General features: G+C 39.1%; 19 protein-coding genes and 2 pseudogenes. 7 read left to right on the top strand and 14 right to left on the bottom strand.

The window, feature by feature from the left end:
- Positions 1–209: 209 nt before the first annotated feature.
- Positions 210–1,582 (bottom strand): annotated as a pseudogene (locus tag POD11_RS14105) (dihydrolipoyl dehydrogenase).
- A 147-nt stretch (positions 1,583–1,729) separates the two neighbouring features.
- On the opposite strand from POD11_RS14105, the gene POD11_RS14110 reads away from it, so the two are divergent.
- Positions 1,730–3,205, top strand: coding sequence for an Ig-like domain-containing protein (locus POD11_RS14110; protein WP_262457582.1), 1,476 nt, complete (start codon positions 1,730–1,732; stop codon positions 3,203–3,205).
- A 34-nt stretch (positions 3,206–3,239) separates the two neighbouring features.
- Here the strand turns inward: POD11_RS14110 and POD11_RS17645 are convergent, their stop codons facing one another.
- A complete protein-coding gene (locus POD11_RS17645) occupies positions 3,240–3,344 on the bottom strand; it encodes a lipoprotein (RefSeq protein ID WP_410374409.1) in 105 nt (34 codons plus the stop codon).
- Between the two features lie 152 nt (positions 3,345–3,496).
- Complete coding sequence (locus POD11_RS14115) at positions 3,497–3,832, bottom strand: TIGR01244 family sulfur transferase (RefSeq protein WP_016143035.1); 336 nt, start codon at positions 3,830–3,832, stop codon at positions 3,497–3,499.
- 192 nt (positions 3,833–4,024) lie between these two features.
- Between POD11_RS14115 and POD11_RS14120 the strand changes: the two genes are divergently transcribed.
- From POD11_RS14120 to POD11_RS14130, 3 genes are read left to right on the top strand one after another with little or no spacing between them, the layout of a single operon-like run.
- Positions 4,025–4,921 (top strand): alpha/beta hydrolase, encoded by an 897-nt coding sequence (locus POD11_RS14120; protein ID WP_262457584.1) that lies wholly within the window; start codon positions 4,025–4,027, stop codon positions 4,919–4,921.
- Positions 4,922–5,359, top strand: coding sequence for a thioredoxin TrxC (gene trxC, locus POD11_RS14125; RefSeq protein WP_262457586.1), 438 nt, complete (start codon positions 4,922–4,924; stop codon positions 5,357–5,359).
- A gap of 1 nt (position 5,360) precedes the next feature.
- Positions 5,361–5,783 (top strand): acyl-CoA thioesterase, encoded by a 423-nt coding sequence (locus POD11_RS14130; RefSeq protein WP_224992633.1) that lies wholly within the window; start codon positions 5,361–5,363, stop codon positions 5,781–5,783.
- Positions 5,784–5,822: 39 nt separating this feature from the next.
- On the opposite strand, the gene POD11_RS14135 is transcribed toward POD11_RS14130, so the two are convergent.
- Both POD11_RS14135 and POD11_RS14140 read right to left on the bottom strand, forming a co-directional pair.
- A complete protein-coding gene (locus POD11_RS14135; protein WP_016143039.1) occupies positions 5,823–6,317 on the bottom strand; it encodes a DUF4442 domain-containing protein in 495 nt (164 codons plus the stop codon).
- A gap of 34 nt (positions 6,318–6,351) precedes the next feature.
- Positions 6,352–6,840: a YajQ family cyclic di-GMP-binding protein gene (locus POD11_RS14140; protein ID WP_002051423.1), complete on the bottom strand. Its 489-nt coding sequence runs from the start codon at positions 6,838–6,840 to the stop codon at positions 6,352–6,354.
- 91 nt (positions 6,841–6,931) lie between these two features.
- On the opposite strand from POD11_RS14140, the gene POD11_RS14145 reads away from it, so the two are divergent.
- The gene (locus POD11_RS14145) at positions 6,932–7,246 is read left to right on the top strand and encodes a rhodanese-like domain-containing protein (protein WP_002116171.1); all 315 of its coding nucleotides are present in this window, start codon (positions 6,932–6,934) and stop codon (positions 7,244–7,246) included.
- Between the two features lie 36 nt (positions 7,247–7,282).
- Here POD11_RS14145 and mnmC read toward each other — a convergent pair whose 3' ends face one another.
- The 4 genes from mnmC to POD11_RS14165 are packed head-to-tail and all read right to left on the bottom strand — an operon-like array spanning position 7,283 to position 10,607.
- Entirely contained in the window at positions 7,283–9,154 is a 1,872-nt protein-coding gene (gene mnmC, locus POD11_RS14150; RefSeq protein ID WP_262457588.1) for an FAD-dependent 5-carboxymethylaminomethyl-2-thiouridine(34) oxidoreductase MnmC, read from the bottom strand.
- Between the two features lie 23 nt (positions 9,155–9,177).
- Entirely contained in the window at positions 9,178–9,651 is a 474-nt protein-coding gene (locus POD11_RS14155) for a hypothetical protein (RefSeq protein WP_262457590.1), read from the bottom strand.
- Positions 9,652–9,655: 4 nt separating this feature from the next.
- Complete coding sequence (locus POD11_RS14160) at positions 9,656–9,958, bottom strand: YciI family protein (protein WP_005804733.1); 303 nt, start codon at positions 9,956–9,958, stop codon at positions 9,656–9,658.
- A gap of 34 nt (positions 9,959–9,992) precedes the next feature.
- A complete protein-coding gene (locus tag POD11_RS14165; RefSeq protein WP_224992637.1) occupies positions 9,993–10,607 on the bottom strand; it encodes a septation protein IspZ in 615 nt (204 codons plus the stop codon).
- 44 nt (positions 10,608–10,651) lie between these two features.
- On the opposite strand from POD11_RS14165, the gene POD11_RS14170 reads away from it, so the two are divergent.
- Positions 10,652–11,503 (top strand): PHP domain-containing protein, encoded by an 852-nt coding sequence (locus POD11_RS14170; protein ID WP_262457591.1) that lies wholly within the window; start codon positions 10,652–10,654, stop codon positions 11,501–11,503.
- A 5-nt stretch (positions 11,504–11,508) separates the two neighbouring features.
- Here the strand turns inward: POD11_RS14170 and POD11_RS14175 are convergent, their stop codons facing one another.
- Together POD11_RS14175 and radC are read right to left on the bottom strand one after the other, a co-directional pair.
- Positions 11,509–12,420, bottom strand: a complete 912-nt coding sequence (locus tag POD11_RS14175; RefSeq protein ID WP_005064169.1) for a bestrophin family protein — start codon at positions 12,418–12,420, stop codon at positions 11,509–11,511.
- A gap of 61 nt (positions 12,421–12,481) precedes the next feature.
- Positions 12,482–13,201, bottom strand: a complete 720-nt coding sequence (gene radC, locus POD11_RS14180; protein ID WP_262457593.1) for a RadC family protein — start codon at positions 13,199–13,201, stop codon at positions 12,482–12,484.
- 99 nt (positions 13,202–13,300) lie between these two features.
- Here radC and coaBC point away from each other — a divergent pair, with 99 nt between their 5' ends.
- Positions 13,301–14,554: a bifunctional phosphopantothenoylcysteine decarboxylase/phosphopantothenate--cysteine ligase CoaBC gene (gene coaBC, locus POD11_RS14185; RefSeq protein ID WP_262457594.1), complete on the top strand. Its 1,254-nt coding sequence runs from the start codon at positions 13,301–13,303 to the stop codon at positions 14,552–14,554.
- Between the two features lie 65 nt (positions 14,555–14,619).
- Here coaBC and secF read toward each other — a convergent pair whose 3' ends face one another.
- The 3 genes and pseudogenes from secF to yajC form a co-directional block, all read right to left on the bottom strand.
- Positions 14,620–15,585 carry a protein translocase subunit SecF gene (gene secF / locus POD11_RS14190; protein ID WP_014207646.1) on the bottom strand — a complete coding sequence of 322 codons (966 nt, stop codon included), beginning with the start codon at positions 15,583–15,585 and terminating at the stop codon, positions 14,620–14,622.
- A gap of 8 nt (positions 15,586–15,593) precedes the next feature.
- Positions 15,594–17,494: pseudogene (secD, locus tag POD11_RS14195) on the bottom strand (protein translocase subunit SecD).
- Positions 17,495–17,545: 51 nt separating this feature from the next.
- Positions 17,546–17,875, bottom strand: coding sequence for a preprotein translocase subunit YajC (gene yajC, locus POD11_RS14200; protein ID WP_002116168.1), 330 nt, complete (start codon positions 17,873–17,875; stop codon positions 17,546–17,548).
- Positions 17,876–17,958 lie beyond the last annotated feature (83 nt).

Here is a 17,958-nt window from a genome sequence, read left to right on the forward strand (position 1 = left end):
ACCCATGTGAGAGTAAGTCATCGCCAGCTCATTATTCTAAACACCCCCACAATTAGTGGGGGTGTTTTTTTATGTAGAAAGAAAAATATATTAAAAATCTAAATTAGATTTATGGATTTAAATCTTTAAATTTAATAAAAAACTGTAGGTAAAAAGGATAATTAATGAGAAGAGCCAACTTTTATTAAAAAGGACTCTTCTAGAATTGATTATTTCAACTGTCTACGTGCATGTTTTAAGGCAGTTCGAAGGCCTTCTTCTAAAGTTGGATGATAGAAAGGTTTTTCTAAAATATCACTTAGTGTTAATTCTTCACCGATTATCCAACTTAATAAATGAGCCATATGTTCAGTTGCTTCTGTAAATAGCTCAGCACCGAGAAGCTTTTGGCTTTCCCGTTCTATATATACTTCAATAGCCCCCTTATTTTTTCCAAGAACTATAGCTCTCCCTTGTCGTTCATAAGAGGCTTCGCCTGTAATAAAGTCTATGCCTTCGTCTTTTAGCTGTTTATAACTTTGCCCTACAATCGCCATTTCAGGATGACTAAATACAATGCCTAGTGGGGTAAGTGTCTTAACTGAGTTAACTTGTGGATAATTCAAACAGTTATAAACAACTTTTTTACCTTCATGTGCTGCCTCATGTTGTAGGGGCGTTGAGGTGTAAGCGTCACCAACAACAAAAATTGGATATGCTTCTAACTGCTTAGTTCTTGAATTTATAGGTAATAACTTAATATCTTTAAAAGAATTATCTATATTTTCTAGTTTTAAAGTATCAAGTAAACTTGTACGGCCTGTTGCCGCTAAAACATATTCAACTTTGAGAGTCTTCTGTTCTTCATCAAGTTGATAAGTTAATAAAGCGTTTTCATCACTGCATTTAACTTCATTTGGTAGAGTTTCGAATAGAATTTTTAACTCTTTGCCTAGTTCTTTTTGTGCAAGTTGTTGAAGCCTATCACTAGTAAGTACTCCAATTCGTTTACTGCGAGCAAAGATTGTAGTTTCTACGCCTAAACGATGCATTGCTTGAGCAATTTCAAGGGCAATTACACCACTGCCAATGACAGCAATAGATTTAGGCAGTGTTTTTAACTCAAATATTTGATTTGTAGTTATAAGACGATTACCCAGTTCCTCTTTCCAATTTTTATCATAATTGGGAGTTGAACCGACAGCTAGAATAAAACTTCTTGCTTGGTACTGTTGTCCATTAACTTCTATAGTTTGTGCATCAATAAAATGTGCTTTGCCAGAAATTTTGTGCTCAGTTGGCCATTGTTCTATATCTTTTAAAGTCGCTTGTGTAAATCGGTCACGTAAAGTTTGTACATGCTGCATCACTTGATTTGTATTAATTTTTGCAGTTACATCCAAAGCAACCTCTTGAGCATTTTGAATGTCAAACATACGGTTTGCTGTAGAGATGAGGACTTTACTTGGCATACAGCCTACACGAGCACAAGTAGTATCCCATGGTCCTCATTTATAATTAAAATATTATTGGTATGTTTAACGGCTTCTTTATATGCGCTAATACCAGCAGTACCTGCGCCAATGATAATAATATCGAACATTATGAATCTCAATATCTATAAATTTTCTACTTAATAAGTTACACAATAAAACATAAAGTAATTTATGTTTACAGAGCGTGGTGAATATGATTACACTAATAATATAAATAATTAATAAATCTTATACCTTTAGGAAAGATTGGGGAAATGAAAAGTATGTATAAAAAACAACTTACCTTGAAGTTGTCGGCTATTGCTATATCAATTATGTTAGCAAGTTGTGGTGGGGGAGGCGGTGATGGTTATTATCAAAATGGTTCATCAAATAATAACTCATCTGGAAGTAATAACAGTGGATCACAGCAAGCCACTGCTACAGCTTTAAAGATCGAATTAGATAAATTATCATTTGCAGCGACGAATGATACTTTAACAGTTACTGTTAGAGCTTTAGACAAAAATAAAGGTGGTGTTGCTGGTGCTAATGTTACTTTGGCATTAGTTGACCCAACAAACAATGTGTCTATAGAAGGGGTATCAACTCAAATTACAGATGCAGCAGGTAATGCTGTATACATTATAAAAACTCCAAAAACATCAAATTCAATAAATGAGTTAGTTAAAAATGGTTTTAAATTAATTGCGTCTACAAATAATGGTACGCTTACTCAAGAACAGACGGTAACAGTGACAGGTAGCAATAGTACTGTCGAGGCTGATACTACAAGTATTGTATTGTTTGATGCTACAAAAACTTCTTTAAATGTTAGAGGAGATCAGACAACTGTTACATTAACGGCTGTAGATGCAAATGGCTCAACTTTAGCAAATCAGGCTATCACGCTTAGAGTTAAAAATTCAGTTTTAAACGGTGTCAAATTTACACCTAATGCAACACAAACCGATGCGAATGGTCAGATTACCTATACTTTATCTTTTAGTGAAAATCAAAGATATTCCTCATATAGTGCAGCTCAATTTGTGATAGATGATTTAGTTCTAGAAGCGAATTTTGGCCAATCAACAAAAATTTATACTTATAAACTCGATGTTGTTAATTCCGATGTGCCAGTTGCAGTGGGGGCAATTGCTGTAGCATATAATCCGACGACGATGGAAGATACGAGTGAAGGGGTGTATTACTATAAGAATATTTCGGTACAAGTGACTGATGTGGATGGTAAGCCGATACCAAATCAAGACGTAACAATGGGAGTTAATGCTCTTGCTTACTATAAAGGGCGATTTGGTTTTGTTGATACTTCTAATCCGACGGATGGTAAACCTGACGAATATCTCCCAGTTATTAGATCAATGTGTACCTCACCAGTTCAAGCTGTAAATGCTAATGGAGAAGTTATTAATCAATTAACTCCACTTAAAAAGGATTCTACTGTACAAGTTGTATCGTATATTAATAGTGCAGGTACCGCTGCAACGAATAATAAATATACAACAGATGCGAATGGTCGTTTTGATCTTAAGATTCAATATCCTAAAATTTATGCATCGTGGTTAACTGTTCAGTTAACGGCTAAATCTACAGTTTCGGGAAGTTTAATCAAAGGATCTACATCTCTAACTTTAGGTTATTTAACTAAAGATGTCAGTCTTAGCGATCTTAATGGACCAAATATAGAAAGCCCATATGGAATAGATCCAAATTGTACAAATGGTAATTAATATAAAAAGAAGCAGCGTATAAGCTGCTTCTTTTTTAAATGTGTGTACCCATAGTTACTCCAACTGTAGGTTTTACTTGCATTGAAGAACATGCGGTAACGATTAAACAGCTTAAAAGAACGAATATAAATTTATTCATAGAAAATTAATCAATGAATCAAAAGATTTAAGTACTCTAAATTAATATTATTTTTAGTTCTGTTGAATTCGTGCAGAGATATGCAAAATAATTTATCTAAAAACCCTACTTTATAAAGAAATAGGGTTTTAAAGAGTAATAGTTTCTTAAACTTAGTCGTCTAACAAATCCATTTGTTTTGCTAATTGATATAGGTTGTTTGAACGGTTTCCTGTACGACAGAACATAAGTATAGGTTTTGGTAATTCATTGTAATGATTAGCAAAAGTACGCACATCGAGTTCTGTGATTTGTCCAGCTACAACAGGTTGATAAACGTAGTCTAAACCGACTTGACGGGCTGCTTCTTCAATTTGAGCACTTGTAGGTTGTTCTGGACCGCCTTCCATATCTGGTCGGTTATTAATAATAGATTTGAATCCTTTTTCTACAACTTGGCCAACATGTTCTGGGCCAATTTGACCTGCGAAACCAACATTATCTGACATTTCGTCACTCCAAAATTTAACAAAACCTCTTATGCTGTATCATAGCATTAAGCTTAACCTGAGATACAAGACACTAAAACGTTGTTCCTACATAGATAAAACTTATGTCATAGAACAGCTATAGATTTTTAAAAGGCGATCAGGATGTTTTTTGTAAATTCATTACTTCGACTATAATGCCACGGAGCACATATGCACGCTTATACGGTTGAGCCTTTATATGTTCCATGTGATCAGGAAGTGATCGCAGCTGATTTTTATATTCCAAAAACAAATAAGAAATCGGCAGTAATTATTATGGCGCATGGTTTTGCCGGATTGCGTCAATTCAAACTTATTCAGTGTGCCCAGCGATTTGCGCAAGCAGGTTACGCTGTTATTTTGTTTGATTATCGATATTGGGGCGGGAGTACTGGCAAGCCGAGAGAAATGGTCTCGATCAATTCCCAGTTAGAAGATTGGAAGACAGTTATTCAATATGCTTCGAATTGCAAACTTGTAGATAACCGAAGAATTGTGTTGTGGGGAACTTCTTTAAGTGGGGGATATGCGCTAAGTTTAGCGTCAGAGTTAAAGAACATTCAGGCAATTCTAGTACAAATTCCTTATGTTGATGGAGCCGAAACTGCTAAGCTCTATCCTTTGCAACGCTATCCTCAAGCATTGAAGTTATCAAGTCAGGATTATATGGGATCAAAAATGGGACTTAATCCCAAAAGATTACCTGTAGTTGATCAACATAACTTATGCTTTATGCCTACGGCAGATAGTTATTATGGCTATCTATCGATTGTGAATCCTGATTACTACTGGAGTGGGGAAGTCCCGGCACGTGTCTTTTTTAATCTGATGAGATACCGTCCAATCCAAGTTGTGCGCCAGATTAATATTCCTGTTTTATTTATTGCTGCTCAAAAAGATTCGCTTATTCCTATTGAGTCAAGCCGTGAAGCTGCGACAAATATTGCGCCTTTTGTGAGTTATCATGAGTGGGATATGAAACATTTTGATATCTATCACGGTTCATGGTTTGAAAAAGCAGTGGTAACCCAATTAGAATTTTTACATCAGCATATAGGAGTGATGTAAATGATTATTGTATGTGCATCGTGTGGTGCTAAAAACCGAGTTCCGGAAGATAAGCTTCCAGAACAACCAAGCTGTGGGCAATGTCATCAGCCATTACTACCGCTTGCACCTATTGAGCTAAAAGAGCAAAATTTTAGTAACTACATCACGAATAGTGATCTCCCTATTCTTATAGATTTATGGGCAGAATGGTGCGGACCCTGTAAAATGATGGCTCCACATTTTGCGCAGGTCGCAAAACAAAATCCAGGCGTTATCTTTGCTAAGATTGATACCGAAGAATCTCCTCGCTTAAGCCAAGCGTTTCACGTGAGAAGTATTCCAACCCTTGTCTTAATGAATAAAACGACAGAGGTCGCGCGTATTAGCGGTGCATTACGTGCGCCTGAATTACAGCAGTGGCTCGATCAACAACTTCAAACGAATTTCGGGAGCTAAGGTGTCAGAAGCTTATACCAAACCAGAAGGAATTTTGTCCTTACAAACGATTGCCATGCCAGCAGATACAAACTGGAGTGGTGATGTATTTGGTGGATGGATTGTGTCACAAATGGACTTGGCTGGAGCAATTCACGCAGAACGTTTCAGTCGTGGTCGCTGTGCTACGATTTCTATTAATCAAATGACCTTTTTGGTTCCGGTAAAAGTTGGCTTTGTCATTAGCTGCTATACCAAGATCTTAAAAGTTGGAAATACTTCTATTCAGATGCAAATTGAAGTTTGGGATAGTCATGATGACTCTCGTGAGCCAATACGTATTACTGAAGGAGTCTTTACTTTTGTAGCAGTAGATGTAAAAGGGAATAAGCGTTATATACCTGAAGAAGCCAAACAGAAGTTTCTTGCCTCTCAAGAATCATAATAAAAAAGCCCAAATATGAATTTGGGCTTTTTTCTATTTTTATTTCTTACGTTTAGGCAACCATGCCCACAGCATTTGACATTGAATTGGTTCGTTGCCTGCATCATCAATTACAGTAACTGGGATCACAAGTTCACCTTTCTCGTTATCTGCAATAAACTTTTGTTGTTCAGCAGATAACGTTGCTGTAGCAGTCAAACCGCCTTCAACCACTTTTAAATAATCTACATGTAACGATTTGATTAATAAAATTCGATTATCAGGAATATGTAAACCCGTTAGAAAACCTGTGGCAGTTTCTGCTAAAAGAGCCATAGCCGCAGCATGAACTCCTTTAATATGATTTTGCATATTTTTTTGGTTATCTAAACGGACAATAACGTGGTTTGAATCTACTTCCAGATAGCGGATATTTGCTGTACCCACCATTGGCACGATACGACCAAACGCCTTGCTCCAAAGCGTGCTCCGAATACCTTTTGGGAATTTTGAAGTTGCTTTTACCAGTTTTGATAGACGGTTGGATTGAGACATGGAATTACCTTAGCTTTAAATGGCCGACAAGATATTAATCTTTGAAGTTATTAAATTGTAATGGCACACCGAATTGTTGTTCACGTAAAAAAGTCATGACTTGTTGTAAAGTGTCACGCTTTTTATCTGTTACACGAATTTTGTCGCCTTGGATAGAAGATTGCACTTTAACGCCACTTTCTTTAATGGCTTTATTAATTTTTTTTGCAGTATCAGAGTCAAGACCATCTTTAAGTTTAATGACTTGTACAAAATTTTTGCCTGAAGCAGCGGCTTTTTGTGGGTCAAGTGCTTGCACATCAATTTTACGTTTATAAAAATGATTTTCTAACATGTTATAAACTTGTTCACACTGGAAATCACTTTCGGTACTGATTTTAATCTCTTTATTTTTTTCATTTAATTCGATAGAAACATCGTGACCACGGAAGTCAAAGCGTGTTGCAATCTCTTTTTGTGTGTTTTGTACAGCATGATTAACTTCAAATAACTCTAATTCAGAGACAATATCGAAAGAAGGCATAGTTTAGACCTTTACAAAGTGAAAGAATATTTGAGATGCTAAGAGGGTTTTCTTCATTTGCCAAGTGTTGTTTACATCAAAGGAGTGCACAATGATCCGTAAACAAGAAATTACAACATTTGAATTCCCAGAAAATGCTGTTATCTGGGATGTCCGTGATACTAATGCTTATGCAGAAGGGCATGTTAAAGGTGCGGTGAATCGCCCAATTAATGATTTGAATGCTGATATTTTAAACCAGGTCTCTGCGGGTCAGCCGATTTATATTTTATGTGGTGGTGGTAGCAAAGCTCCTCGTGCAGCTGAGAAACTAGAAGGATTGGATGCCTCGCGTGAATATGTCGTGCTGATGGGTGGGACACGTGCAGCTCGTGATGCTGGCTTGCCCCTAGAGCAGGGCGCATAAAAAAAGCACCTTCGGGTGCTTTTTTATTGAAGTAAATTATTGCGGCTTAAAATAAGGCTTTTTAGGTTTGACTTTCTTTTGGAACCGTTGAGGATTCAATTTTTGTAATAGGCGGTCCGGCACTGGACAAGCTTCTCCTAGTATTTGAGCCACTAAGATTTCACTGCATAGCGGGGCAAAAAGAAAGCCTTTAGAGCCAAGCCCAGCAAAAGTAGCTATTCGGCTATTTTCCTGCATTTTTCCAACCAGAGGGAAATAATCCAAACTTTGTGCCCGTATCGATGCACGGCCTTGCCATGTCGACGGTGATGGGAGTTTTTCTGCATATTCAGGGAATATACTGTGGATTAATTCAAAGTTATGCACATGGTCTTCGGTAAGTACATCTTGATCCTCACGATTTGGATAGAAAGACGCACCTAAAATCATTTGCGAGGCATCAAGTTGCATACAATAGCCGCCATAGCTATAGGCTTTATTTAAAGGCAGTGGGGCAAACGTATTATCAACCCAGCTCACTTGTCCACGTATTGGTTTTAACTGTGGATAGCTTTCAAATAAAGCCGCACTTTCTCGAGCACAGCACACAACGACATGGTCTACTTCTGCAATAATTTCATTGTTGGCTTGCAATTGAACTTTATTTTCAGAAGAAATAAGTGCTGTCACATGGGCAATTTTGAGATTGATAGATGGATGCTGCAAAATTTCATCACGTAATTGATGTGGTGAAATGGAACCAGCCTCAGTTAGTAATATGCTTGAATAATCAGTTTCAAGTGAGCTTGCTGAGTTAGTAACAACTTGAGCTGGATATTGATTTACCAGATCAAGAAGTTCATCTGCATTTTTCAATGCAATTTGCTGTATTTGCAGTGGACGGAATGCTTTGAAGTTTTTATAAAAATTTAAAGCATGTTGCCAACTTAAGGTCATGAGATGTTCATGACTTTGTTCAATTGGACATAGTTTTGGATTAAGTAAGGCTAAAGGATTTCCAGAAGCGCCAGATAATGCTTCTGTTTGCTCATATAAGGTCACTTGATGCCCACGTGCTGCAAATGCCCACGCCGTGGTTAAACCAGCAACACCAGCCCCTACAATCGCAATATGCTGTTGCTTTGTACCAAATGAGGTTTGCACTAATGAGAATGACTCATTATCAATTTCAGGCAGTTTCCAGACCGCTTTAAGCATTTCTCGTTTATGTCCAAAACCACGTGGACGAGAAATATCGATACCGTGTGCTTTTAATCCCCGTTTTAAAATACCAGCGACACTAAAAGAGGCAAATGTAGTGCCATAGTCAGAAAGACGGACAATATTGTTTAAAACGTTTTGTTCCCACATGTCTGGATTGCATGAAGGTGCAAAGCCATCTAAAAACCATGCATTCACAGCTTTAGTTTTAGCCATGCTTGGGAAAATCTCTTGCGCATCGCCAAGCCATAGATCGATGCTAAAACGTTCTTTAGGGAACGTTAAGCGATGACATCCAGCAATGAGCAGGGGATATTGTTCAATTAACTGCTCTGCAAGTGGTTTAAGCTCATCCCAGACATTTAAAGCACGAATAAGATCAGCTTTACTTAATGGAAACTTTTCAACGCTAATTGCATGTAAATGGCTTTGATTATCGGGACGGACTTGTTGCCAAAGTTGCCAGAGTGCAAGAATATTTAAACCTGTACCAAAACCGGTTTCTCCTACACTGAAATATTCAAAATCTTTTAAATTGGCTAATCGTTCTGATAAGTCGTTACCATTTAGAAAAACATGTCGTGTTTCCAGTAGGCCATTATCTTTAGAGAAGTAGACATCACCAAATTGTTTGGAAATGGGAATCTCGATACCATCGATGACCTCCCAGTCCAGTTCAGCTGTTTGGATACGGTTTGATACGTTCATTGGGTTTAATAGGCCGCTTGGAATTACCACTGGCGTCGACGTTTTGTATGAATATAACTAGCGATAAAGAAACCTAGCAATACGCCACCCGCTAAGGTCACAGCACCATATAAAAACATTTGAGCGCTGCGTTCGCTTTGTAAGACTTGAACCTGAACAGAGAGGTTATCATTTTTGAGCTGTAACTCTTGGTTCTGGGCCAGCGCTTCAAGGTTGGCGTGTTCTAACTGTTTTAAGCGAGATGCCTGATCTTGAACTAAGGCTTTGATTTTTGCGTCTTGCTGTTGCTTGTTCTTTGCAAGTTGTTCTGCTGTCAGTGGTTGTGTTGCAGTTGGTGCTGTTGTTTTAACTCCAGTTGCAGATGTTGGAGCTGGTTTAGTGGCCTGAGTTGAAGGCGCACTTGGAGAAGGCGTTGCTGGTGTCGCAGCAGGTTCAACTGCTCCAGCAGTTGAACATATCAAACACAAGCCAAGAAAGCTTTTGATTGCAAGCTGCATGCGGTTACCCTTTTGGAAATGCTTTATTAAACGGTTTTACATCAACATGAGCATAAATGCCTTCTTTAACAAATGGCTCTTCTTTTAACCATTCATCTAATGCTTCGCGACTGTCAAATTCAACAATCATGGTGCTGCCATAGAAGCCTGCTTGCGGATCATTAGGATCTTTTGGCATAGCACCCGCTGTAACAAGGCGGCCTTCATCATCGAGTTTTTGTAAACGTTCGATATGCTGAGGACGTACTGCTAAGCGTTTTTCTAAAGTTCCTTCGTTATCGGTACAGCTTAGTACAAAAAAAGGCATGTAATTTTATCTCTATAAACTATCAGGAAGCATTTTAAGCGTCTGGTGACTTAAAATGTTTACGTAAAATAATGAACTGAATAATGATAAATGAAAACATCACAATCATGTCACCAAATGCAGTGAATTCACCCCAATATTTTCCGCCGTGAAATAAAAATGCGAAGAATACATGCAAGCAAGACATCACAACAAACATGGCTGCCCAAGCAAAATTGAGATTTTTCCAACCTTTTTCACTTAAATCTAAAATAGGATCAAATAAGCGTTGTATGAGTGGCTTACGGTCTTTACCAAACCAAGGTGAAACCAAGAATGCGCCAGCGAAAACTAAATTTAAAATTGCAGCTTTAAGACGAATATAAAAATCGTCACTTAACATGAGCGTGATGCCACCGAAAATGACGGTCATGAACAATACAAACCATTGTTGTTTGTCTAGACGGAATTTTTGGAAAATAAACAGAGCACCATATACCACAAGCATTGAAATAATTAAGCCAGTCGTCGCTACAAGAATATTATTATTATCGACACCGCCAGCAGACCCGATCAGTTTAAGTAAAGGATGTTGTGTGTCGGTTGGATCAACTGTTTTATATAAATAGAAGAAAATAATTAATGGAACAAAGTCCAGAAGTGCTTTCATGTTAGAGTATCTGATCAGGTTTGGTGAATGGCATAGTATAAAAGATGCAAGGCATAGATTTACATACACATAGCAATATTTCTGATGGAACTTTGTCTCCGGAATTACTGGTGCAAGCTGCTATAGATGTGAACTTGCATACGTTGGCTTTAACTGACCACGATACAATGGATGGGTTACAGCGTGCTAAAATTGCTGCGCAAGAACATGATTTAGAAATCATTTCTGGTGCAGAGATTTCAAGCCAGTGGTCACGTCCAACTACTAAAAAGAGTTATGGTGTACATATTGTTGCTTTAAATATGCAAGATGAAGCACCAATTTTAGAAGCATTAGAACAACAAAAAAGAATTAGGGCGCAAAGAGCTAAAGTGATTTGTGAACTGCTAGAAAAATGTATTGGTTTTCAGATTTATGATGATGTTCTTGCCAAAGTAGAACATCAAGCTGACAGAGTAACAAGAACACATATTGCTAAAACATTGGTCGAGAAAAATGTCGTGGCTCGACCTCAACAAGCTTTTGACCGTTTCCTAAAGGAAGGAAAGCGTGCCTTTGTAAAGTTCGAAGGTTTAGGGTTAAAAGAAACAATTGATGTGATTCATCAAAGTAAAGGGGTTGCCATATTAGCTCACCCGACGCGTTATGATTTATCTGCAACTAACGTTCGCTATTTAATTGAATTGTTCGCAACTTCAGGTGGAGATGCAATTGAGCTACCTCCACCTATGGAACCTCTATCTACTCGCCAAATGATTGACCGCATGATTGAACAATATCAGTTGTCAGTTTCAATTGGCAGTGATTTTCATGGTGAAAATATGCCATGGATTAAACTCGGAAATACACCTAAACCCACTGATAAGCAGCAAGGGATTTGGGAGCGTTTTCGTTAAACTTTTTACAGTAAGTTGTTATCTTGAGCTTGAATAGGCGGTGGAGTAGGTTTACCGAGCGTCCCTAAAAGTTCAATCTCGATACTACGTACCATCGCATCTAGCGGTAAATCATTACTTTGAGTACCAAAAGGCTCTTCAATTTCAGAGCTTAGAGCATCTAGACCTAAGAATGTGTATGCCAAAATTCCGACGAGTAAAGGTGTTGCTAATCCAAGCAATGAACCTAGACTAAACGGTAACATAAAACAGAAAAAATAGACTGTGCGGTTAAGTAAAACTGAATAAGCAAATGGAATAGGTGTATTGGCAATTCGGTCACAGCCAGTTTGTACAACACTTAAGTCGGCAACATTTTTATTCATTTGTGCATAAATAATGTCTGAAATTTCACCTTCTTTAAGGGCTTGCAATAATTCCCAATGAATGAGACTGAGCGTGTACTGCGGAGCATTATTTTGTTGGTAGAGTTGAGTGAGTGCTTGCTGACTCATACCACTGGTTTGAATTAACTCAGTTGGGTTCGCTGTCTGACGGCGTAAGCGGTCACGCAATACATTAGCAAAAACAATTACATGTTGAATAACGCGCTCACGGCGAGCTTGAGTTAAAATACGGCAATCACGGTCAAAATGGCGTGACGTTGCAATCAAAACGCCCCATAATTTTCGGGCCTCCCACCAACGGTCATAACACGCAGTATTTTTAAATCCTAGAAAAATAGAAAGTACGACACCAATAAGTGTAAAGCCAACCAAAGGGATCTCTGGAAAGCGATAAAGATTGATATATTCCACTCCACCAATGATTGCCGAGATCAGCATCACAACGCCTAGGGAAGGTAAAATTTTGGGTAAAATTGTGCCTCGCCAAGAGAATAAAACTTTGAAAATACTAGGCTGTTCCCGAACAATCATTTTATTTTAAACGTCGCTATTTTTGTTTTGATCTTCTAGGCTTAGTGGTACTTTGTCAATATCATTGAACTGATATTGTTGCTGGGTTGAGCAGTTGTTGTTCAGCAAAGGAAAAGCTCCCTTCTGGAGAGATAATAAAATGGTCAAGCAAACGAATTTCGACAAGCTGACAAGCCTGTTCAAGTTGCTGAGTTAAGGTAATATCTTCGGAAGATGGTTGTGCTGAACCAAATGGATGATTATGTGCAATAACGAGCTGACAAGCATGTTGCTGTAAGGCATAGCGTAGTGTTTGATTGACTGAAACCGAACAATGCTGAACTGAACCAAAGAATAGCTTTTTAAAATGTAGCTTTCTGAGTTCAGGATCTAGACATAAGACCGCAAAGACTTCTTGTTTTTCGCCCTTTAATTCGTAACGCAGATAATCTAAAACTAAGTCAGAGGAATGGAGGCTGAGGTGAGTTGTCTGAAAGTGATGATCGAGATAACGCCGTCCCAGTTCTTTGACTGCCAGTAATTGTGAATATTTCGTTGCTCCAATCCCATTAAATTGAGTTAACTCACTTAATGGCGCATCGAATACTGCATTAAGGCTACCAAAGTGATGAATGAGTAAACGTGATAGCTCAACTGCTGAATGTTGCCGTGAACCGGAGCGAAGAAAAATCGCCAGTAGCTCTGCATCGGATAGACTTTGTGGACCTTGTTGCAATAACCGTTCTCTTGGCCGTTCTTGTTCAGGCCAATTTTTAATAGAAGTATTCATATTCCCCAGCATAATTCGCTTAAAATTTTATTTTGTTTGCCCAATCAATCTTGGGTCTGCGCGTATTTAATGCTATTGTGAGCGCCACTGCAACAGAAAGGTATCCTGTTCGTGAGCTTTGATCTAAGTGTTATTCCTCATAAAAACATTGTTTTAGCTGTTACTGGCGGAATTGCTGCCTATAAAAGTGCCATCTTAGTCCGCCGTCTCAAAGATTATGGCTTTGACGTGCGAGTGGTGATGACACATGGCGCTCAGGCATTTATTACGCCACTAACTTTTCAGGCTCTTTCTGGTAATCCTGTTCATACTGAACTTCTAGACCCTGCGGCTGAAGCAGGTATGGGACATATTGAATTAGCGCGTTGGGCTGATTTGTTACTGGTCGCACCTGCAAGCTGTGACACATTGGCTAAATTTGCGAATGGTTTAGCAGATGACTTACTGAGCACTGTGTTTTTGGCAACAAAATCTCCTGTCTGGGTAGCTCCAGCCATGAACCAGCAAATGTGGGCTGCTAAAGCAACTCAGCGAAATTTACGAACTCTGGTTGAAGATGGTGTACATGTAATTATGCCAGACGCGGGTGAGCAGGCGTGTGGTGATGTCGGTTTAGGTCGTATGCCTGAACCAGAAGAAATTGCTCGCCAAGTCGCTGGTTATTTCCATCAAGCTCAACGTGCCATCGCTGAAAAATTTGGTTTGTTGGCTGGTAAGCGGGTGGTTATTACTGCTGGACCGACACGTGAAGCGATTGACCCTGTTCGTTATATCTCAAACCATAGTACTGGCAAAATGGGCTTCGCTTTAGCCGCTGCTTGTTATGCTGCTGGTGCGCAAGTGACTCTAATTGCTGGGCCTGTCAGTTTAGATACACCAAATGGTGTTCAACGTGTAAATGTTGCCTCAGCACGACAAATGCTTGATGTCAGTATGGATTCACTAGAAACAGGCTGTGATATTTTTATTGCTACTGCCGCAGTCGCAGACTATCGCGTAGCAGAAGTTGCTGAGCACAAAATTAAGAAAGCAGGGGATGAGCTGAATGTTTCCCTTGTAAAAAATCCAGATATTGTGGCAACAATTGCAGGTCAGGAAAAACGTCCATTTATGGTGGGCTTTGCAGCCGAAACGCAAAATGTTGAAGAATATGCGGCAGGAAAACTAGTGGCTAAGAAACTAGATATGATTGCATGCAACGATGTATCACGTGCAGATATTGGTTTTGCTTCTGATGAGAATGCGATGACAGTTTTCTTTGCTGAAAGCTACCACATGAAAAAGCGTGAATTAGAGAAAGCCTCTAAACAAGAAATTTCTCAACAGTTGGTTGAAGCAATTTCGGATGCTCTACGCCGTAAATAATTTTTGAATCAAATAAAAAACCGCGAATAAATCGCGGTTTTTTTATATGTCTTGGTTTAGACAACTTAAGGAATTTCATCCTCAAATTCAGGTTTAACCTGAACAATGAAGTCTTGACGGTTAAGACCACGCCATAATGCAAATGCAGTACCGATATAAATCGAAGAATAAGTACCGACAAATACACCAACAAACATTGCCACAGAGAACCAGTGTAGACCATCACCACCTAAGAACATCATCGCAAGTACAACAAGTAATAATGTCATTGAGGTATGAATGGTACGACGTAAAGTCTCAGTTAACGCAATATCGACGATTTCACGAGGAGTCGCACCGCGAATCTTACGGAAATTTTCACGAATACGGTCTGACACTACAATGTTATCGTTAAGCGAGAAACCAATAACAGCAAGTACCGCAGCTAAAACTGTAAGGTCAAATGGCCATTGGAATAATGCAAAAGCACCAATGATAATGATGATGTCATGGAATAAAGACATTACGGCACCCATCGCGAGTTTAAACTCAAAGCGAATAGTCACGTAGATCAACATTAAGATAAGTGCAAGTGCAACCGCACCAGCAGAACGAACATAGAGTTCATTACCAACTTGACCACCTACAGAGTCCACTTTATGAACTTCGGCAGCATTATTCGGTAATTGTACAGCCTTAGTGATCGCGTTATTAAGATCTTCAACCTTAACTTCTTGTACTGGCATACGCACAAGTAAATCTTTATTACTACCTAAGGTTTGTACTACAGCATCTTTAAAACCAGCTTTATCGAGCGCCTGAATAACTTCTGACTGATTGGCTGGTTGAGCATAGTTAAGCTCAGCTGAAACACCACCTGTAAAGTCCAAACCTAAGTTAAGACCTTTAGTCGCAATAAAGAAAATACTCGCTAAAGTAATAAGGATCGAGAAGATTGCCGCAGGTTTGGCAATCTTCATGAACGGGATGATTTTTGCATCATCCGGACGACCATATTGTTTTGAATCTTGTTGAGTCACTTTAGTCATCATCGATCTCCTTAAATGCTCAACTTTTTCAAGTTACGGCGTTGCCATAAATGATTTGTACGATTGCACGAGTTACTGTAATTGCAGTAAACATTGAACAAATAATACCGATCATTAATGTTACGGCGAAACCTTTGATTGGACCTGTACCAATTGCAAACAGGATGAATGCAACGAGGAACGTGGTTAAGTTCGAGTCAAAAATGGTGTTATAGGCTCGATCATAACCGGCCACAATGGCCTGTTTGGGTGAGGCCCCCCAGAGCATTTCTTCTCGGATACGCTCGCATATCAATACGTTGGCATCGACCGCCATACCAATGGTAATAACGATACCCGCAATACCCGGTAAGGTGAGGGAAGCACCAATCCATGACATGACGGTTAAAATCATTGCCAAGTTAAACACAAGTGCAAAGTTCGCGATTAAACCGAATAGACGGAAGAAGACTACCATCCAGATTGCAACGAGCAAGAAGCCGATTTGAGTAGACAATACACCTTTATCAATGTTTTCTTGACCAAGGCTTGGACCAACTACACGCTCTTCAACAAAGTACATTGGCGCAGCCAAAGCACCAGCACGAAGCATTAATGCAAGTTCAGATGCTTCTTGAGGAGAACTTAAGCCTGTAATACGGAAAGTCGAACCTAAAACAGCCTGAACTGTTGCTGCGTTAATGACTACAGATTCAGTGTATGGCGTACGAACTTCTGTTTGTGCACCAGTTTTTGGATCTGTTACATAGTTAATTTTTTGCTTGTTCTCGATGAACAATACCGCCATGCGTTTACCAACAGCATTACGGGTTGCATCAGACATTAGCTTACCGCCAGCACTGTCGAGCGTAATATTTACCTCGGCACCGCCAGAGTCCTGACTAAAGCCAGAGCTCGCATTTTGAACACGCTCACCCGTCAAGATACGGTTACGTTGCAACAAGAGCTGACGGCCGCTATCTAAAGACTCATAAGCAAAAACTTCTGTGCCCGGAGGTAAAGGTTGACCATTATATTTACCCGTATATGGATCAATATATTGATCATTTGAGTCAGAAACTAAACGGAATTCGAGGTTCGCAGTACGCCCTAAAACACGTTTAGCTTCAGCAGTATCTTGTACACCCGGTAATTCAACAACAATACGGTTGCTACCCTGACTTTGTACCAATGCTTCTGCAACACCAAGTTCGTTAATACGATTACGTAATGTTGTTAAGTTCTGATTTACCGCATATGACTGAATTTCTTGGCGACGTACATCAGTATAAGTAAGCTTTAAAGTAGAACCTGTAGAGCTTGCTAATGCCTGTTGGGTATATTCATTCCCATTACGACGTAAAAAATCCATTGCTGCATCACGGTCAGCATTGTCAGCAAATTGAACAGTGATCACATTATTCGTTAATGCAAGACTGTTAAATTTGATCTTGTTTTCACGGAACTGACGACGCAAATCGGTGGCAGAGGTTTCCATACGTTGGGCAACGGCTTTGTCCATATCTACTTCAAGCAAGAAGTGGACACCACCACGTAAGTCCAAACCAAGTTTCATTGGTTTTGCCCCAATCTTTTGCAGCCATTCCGGTGTGGTTGGTGCAAGGTTTAGGGCGACAACATATTCATCACCTAAGTCACGACGTAATACTTCTTTTGCCTTTAACTGTGCTTCAGATGAACTGACACGCAATAGGGCAGCATTATTTGTAAAAGTATTGTCATGGCTTGCAATATTTGCTGTTTTTAAAATTTGCTCTGCTTTTTTCACCACACTTTGATCAATTTGGGTACCAGCTTTGGCACCGGAAATTTGAACAGCGGGCTCATCCGGATATAGACTTGGCAGTGCGTATAATGTACTGATTACCAGAACAACCAGAATCAGTAAATATTTCCATGCAGGGTAACGCATTCGCTTTCTTCTTAAATGAAAAAGCCGTGCTAAAGCACGACTGTTTTATGATTAAAGGTTATTTAGAGTGCCTTCAGGTAATACTGAAATTACGCTGGCACGCTGAATTTTTACTTCTACACCACGGCTGAGTTCAACAACTGCATAGTCACCTTCAATTTTGGTTACTTTGCCCATTAAACCACCAGCGAAAACAACTTCACTACCAACACCTAAGCTCTCGATTAAAGAACGGTGTTCTTTAGCACGTTTTGCTTGAGGGCGCCAAATTAAGAAATAAAAGATTGCAACGAATACGACAATCATCAAGATGTTTGGCAAAATACCATTAGTTGGGCCAGCTGCCGGTGCTGCATGAGCAGCAGAAATTAAAAAGCTCATTTTGATTTCCTAAAGTTAAAAATATGAGTCAGATAACTGACATAATCCTAATTCGTTTTGCAATTTACCTTGTCTTGAGGTTG

It is taken from the genome of Acinetobacter sp. P1(2023) (genome assembly GCF_028367635.1).
Taxonomy (GTDB): Bacteria; Pseudomonadota; Gammaproteobacteria; order Pseudomonadales; family Moraxellaceae; genus Acinetobacter; species Acinetobacter pittii_E.